Source organism: Geobacillus sp. PK12, assembly GCF_004123125.1.
Classification (GTDB): Bacteria; Bacillota; Bacilli; order Bacillales; family Anoxybacillaceae; genus Geobacillus; species Geobacillus zalihae.
Map to the genome: position 1 here is coordinate 1 of NZ_SDKL01000113.1, position 3,976 is coordinate 3,976.

Annotated in this window: 4 protein-coding genes and 2 pseudogenes; 3 read left to right on the top strand and 3 right to left on the bottom strand. The window is 46.7% G+C overall.

The genetic code is table 11. The annotated features are described in order from the left end of the window. The 3 genes and pseudogenes from ETR37_RS18240 to ETR37_RS21015 form a co-directional block, all read left to right on the top strand. Positions 1-625, top strand: a 625-nt coding sequence (locus tag ETR37_RS18240) for an APH(3') family aminoglycoside O-phosphotransferase (RefSeq protein ID WP_164978027.1), incomplete at its 5' end; no start/stop codon positions are given. Positions 626-762: 137 nt separating this feature from the next. Further along, positions 763-906 (top strand): annotated as a pseudogene (locus tag ETR37_RS18250) (IS5/IS1182 family transposase); the annotation flags it as partial. Further along, positions 872-985, top strand: a pseudogene (locus ETR37_RS21015) (hypothetical protein); the annotation flags it as partial. The pseudogenes ETR37_RS18250 and ETR37_RS21015, both read left to right, overlap by 35 nt. Before the next feature lie 12 nt (positions 986-997). Here ETR37_RS21015 and ETR37_RS19955 read toward each other — a convergent pair. The 3 genes from ETR37_RS19955 to ETR37_RS18270 form a co-directional block, all read right to left on the bottom strand. Beyond that, complete coding sequence (locus tag ETR37_RS19955) at positions 998-2,389, bottom strand: hypothetical protein (protein WP_240673929.1); 1,392 nt, start codon at positions 2,387-2,389, stop codon at positions 998-1,000. Positions 2,390-2,614: 225 nt separating this feature from the next. Next, positions 2,615-3,616: a ParB family protein gene (locus ETR37_RS18265; protein ID WP_000038866.1), complete on the bottom strand. Its 1,002-nt coding sequence runs from the start codon at positions 3,614-3,616 to the stop codon at positions 2,615-2,617. A 16-nt stretch (positions 3,617-3,632) separates the two neighbouring features. Next, a partial coding sequence (locus tag ETR37_RS18270) for a hypothetical protein (RefSeq protein ID WP_483299685.1) occupies positions 3,633-3,976 on the bottom strand: 344 nt, incomplete at its 5' end.

Genomic DNA, 3,976 nt, shown 5'->3' on the forward strand with positions numbered 1-3,976 from the left:
TGTTACAGATGAGATGGTCAGACTAAACTTGCTGACGGAATTTATGCCTCTTCCGACCATCAAGCATTTTATCCGTACTCCTGATGATGCATGGTTACTCACCACTGCGATCCCCGGGAAAACAGCATTCCAGGTATTAGAAGAATATCCTGATTCAGGTGAAAATATTGTTGATGCGCTGGCAGTGTTCCTGCGCCGGTTGCATTCGATTCCTGTTTGTAATTGTCCTTTTAACAGCGATCGCGTATTTCGTCTCGCTCAGGCGCAATCACGAATGAATAACGGTTTGGTTGATGCGAGTGATTTTGATGACGAGCGTAATGGCTGGCCTGTTGAACAAGTCTGGAAAGAAATGCATAAGCTTTTGCCATTCTCACCGGATTCAGTCGTCACTCATGGTGATTTCTCACTTGATAACCTTATTTTTGACGAGGGGAAATTAATAGGTTGTATTGATGTTGGACGAGTCGGAATCGCAGACCGATACCAGGATCTTGCCATCCTATGGAACTGCCTCGGTGAGTTTTCTCCTTCATTACAGAAACGGCTTTTTCAAAAATATGGTATTGATAATCCTGATATGAATAAATTGCAGTTTCATTTGATGCTCGATGAGTTTTTCTAATCAGAATTGGTTAATTGGTTGTAACACTGGCAGAGCATTACGCTGACTTGACGGGACGGCGGCTTTGTTGAATAAATCGAACTTTTGCTGAGTTGAAGGATCAGATCACGCATCTTCCCGACAACGCAGACCGTTCCGTGGCAAAGCAAAAGTTCAAAATCACCAACTGGTCCACCTACAACAAAGCTCTCATCAACCGTGGCTCCCTCACTTTCTGGCTGGATGATGGGGCGATTCAGGCCTGGTATGAGTCAGCAACACCTTCTTCACGAGGCAGACCTCAGCGCCCCCCCCCCCCTGCAGGTCGATGCTACAGGTGTTCCACTTCCAGATGAGGCGCTGGAAGCCTCCAAGAAGGCTGATGCCGTTTTGTTAGGTGCTGTGGGTGGTCCTAAATGGGGTACCGATGTAGTGAACATACGGAGTCTGGATATAGTCTTCGGCTGGCTGGAAGAAATCCTTCGGCAACTGTTTGAAGAAAGATGCTGCATCAGCACCAGCAAACATCCCCATCGCACCAGAAGATTTAACGCGCTCAATAATGTCGCGATATACAGTCTGGAATTTGCCACGAATGATGGTTGCCCATACATCAAAGGACTGGTTAACCGGCAGAGCGATGTCAAAGGTGTCGGTCGCAAGAGTGCGCCAGATCATGATGCGAAGACGCAGCATATCCTGTTCATGAGACAGGTATTCCTTCAGGGTGCGGAACTGTAGGGAACCCAGGTCCAGACCAAATTCACGCTGTGCTTCATACGCCGCCTGTACCGTGTGCTCAGCCGCGATAACGAACTGACTTGGGAACAGGGTGTATTTCTTCATTTCGTGGTTGATCAGCGGGATCAGCTCAGGAGCGGCTTCAATATTGATTTCCGTCTCAATTGCGATCTCAGTGCCTTTATCCGGCGCTTTGGAGAACGACAGGGCAATCTGACCAATGTTGTAGTTCAGAGAGCAGGTAACAGTGATTTGCTCACCAGCAGCATTAGTAAACGAGTGAAGTAGGCTGCCGGAACCGTTATCAACAACAGACTTAATACGGTTAACGTAGATGTTAGTGCGACCTTTTCGGATTGGTACATTCTGGCCTTCGAAGTCTTCCATCTTGAAGGTTGCGGTTTTGCTGGTGCCATCGGAGCTTGCCACCAGCACATAGCGGCGACGTAACTGGCTGTACACACCGACGGATTGCATGTCCAGAACATCACCAGCAGCATAAGAACCAAAAGATGAACCTGCCACGTTAAAGACTTCATAGATGTCGGACTGGTCACGCGTAACCGGAATGAAGGTACACGCATCAGCGGTAGCTGCCCCCAACTGAACAGGCAGGATCATCGCGAGGAATAAAGGCAGACGCATAACACCGTCAGAAACGCTCATCATCTCTGCTGCGACAGATTCCAGCATCGCTTTATTAGTGGAATCCATGCTATTGCGGGTGGACTCTATCAGGCAGTTTTCCAGCGTCTGGTGGCAGGAGGCCAGAATTTCCGGACGCGGCATAGATTTATGTGCTGCGGCGTAGTCAGCCAGTGCACTTGCCCACGCTGTAGCGATTTGAGCGGTGGCATTATCAGAGATACCCGCAAAAACCGGGTCTTTACGTGCAGCTTCAAGGATAGATGCGGCACGCGCGGCATCATCTTTAATGAATTGGTTATCAGTACCGAACTGCGCAGTGCTTGCCCAGCCAAGCACAGCTTTAGAGCGTTTTGCGATATCTGCAATACGATTCTGGTATTCGCGTAAGTTACTCAATTTACTCTTCCTTAAACACAAGGCACTTGTGTGAATCCCTTTTCGGAAGAGATTTTATTGAAAGTCACTTGTTGACTTTCTCGTGACAAGCAATTTTTTTATTTTTTTCGGGAGGAGGGGAGGAAGGTAAAATCCAAGGTGAAATCGTGGCGATTTCACCTTGAAATTTTAGAGTAATTTACTTTAAAAACAGTCAGTTAATAGTGAAATTTGAATGGCGAAAGTTTAAGGCTTCGGCTTTTTATCGAGGCTCTTTCTAAGGATATGCCCAATCATCCTGTCGAGTTCTTCCTGTAACTCTTTTGAGAGTCGATTAAACTCATAAGAAAATGCACGGCCTTTCACGCGCTTCCTTGCAAAGCGATCCTTGTCCTCAAATTTCCATAATTCAGTAACTACGGACTTATCTTTAGAACCTTTATCCGTGAGTAGTGAGGCTTCCTTTGTTATCAAGCGCAGGATTTTATTTTTAACTTCATCTTCGGCCATTTCTTCAATGGATAAGATGTCGTTTATTTCCGGGGATATGTTTTGAATAAGCTGATCAAACTCTAAATTCTTGTTCCCCATTTCGTCGCCAACAGCACAAAGCGTTTTGTAGTCCGAAAAGGTTAATTCCGACTGCACAGGGAAAAGGGCGACTAATTCTTCCGGAGCACTCGCTGCCTGGAGAGCACGCGTGACCTTCGCCTGAGACAGCCCTTCTTTGGCTGCAATATCCTTCTGACTCATCCCATCATTTTTCATTCGCATCAAACGCAGACCTATTTCTCGAATGCTGTGCTGCAATGCTGTCTGAACGTCTTTCGCTAAATTTTGCGCTTCCTGAACGCTGATCTCCTGGTCCGTGACTAAAACCCGCAACCCTACGTTCTCTAAGATGGCAGAAGCTCGACGCCGGGAACCATCCAAAATTTCAATTTTCCCTGTAGCCCGTCTAACACCTATTGCAGGGTAAAATTGCTGATGCTTAATAGTGCTTCGGATACTTTTTAATGATTTTGGCGTAAGAGATGCCTGGTCACGCCCGTTGTTATGCTGATCAACAAAGGTATCGCTTTCTACCTGGTTCGGAGGTATTACCTCTTCAATAAATGTGGCCTGGCGACCAGTTGATAACTTGAATACCTGCTCGACTCGATCGCCAGAGGCTGAAGAACTATCAAATCCGCTTAATATTGAAGGATTAAGGGTTCGCCCAATTGTTGGTCTGTTTTTCTTTGACATGGGGGTTTCTTACTCCTCAGTTAGATCTGATAAATTCAATACGGTCAAAAACTGCTTTAGCAAAATCTTCCGCGGCAATTCGCGCGTTCTTCAATGCATCAGCACTACCAACATACGTTGCCGGGTTAGCTGAAATAACAGTGTCAAAAGACTCGCCGCAGCGTTCAAAACCGTCAAGGCGAGGGAGGAAGACATCAAGCATATCCCCACCGAACACTTCTTTAGCCAGGCTATGGCAATACTTATGGTCTGCCTTGTTACTCAACTTGGACATAAAACCAATGTTAGTCGCAAGCTGGCACTCGCAGCCTTCATCCGAAATGAGTTTCACCAACTCAGGAAGGCGGGCAACGTATTTAA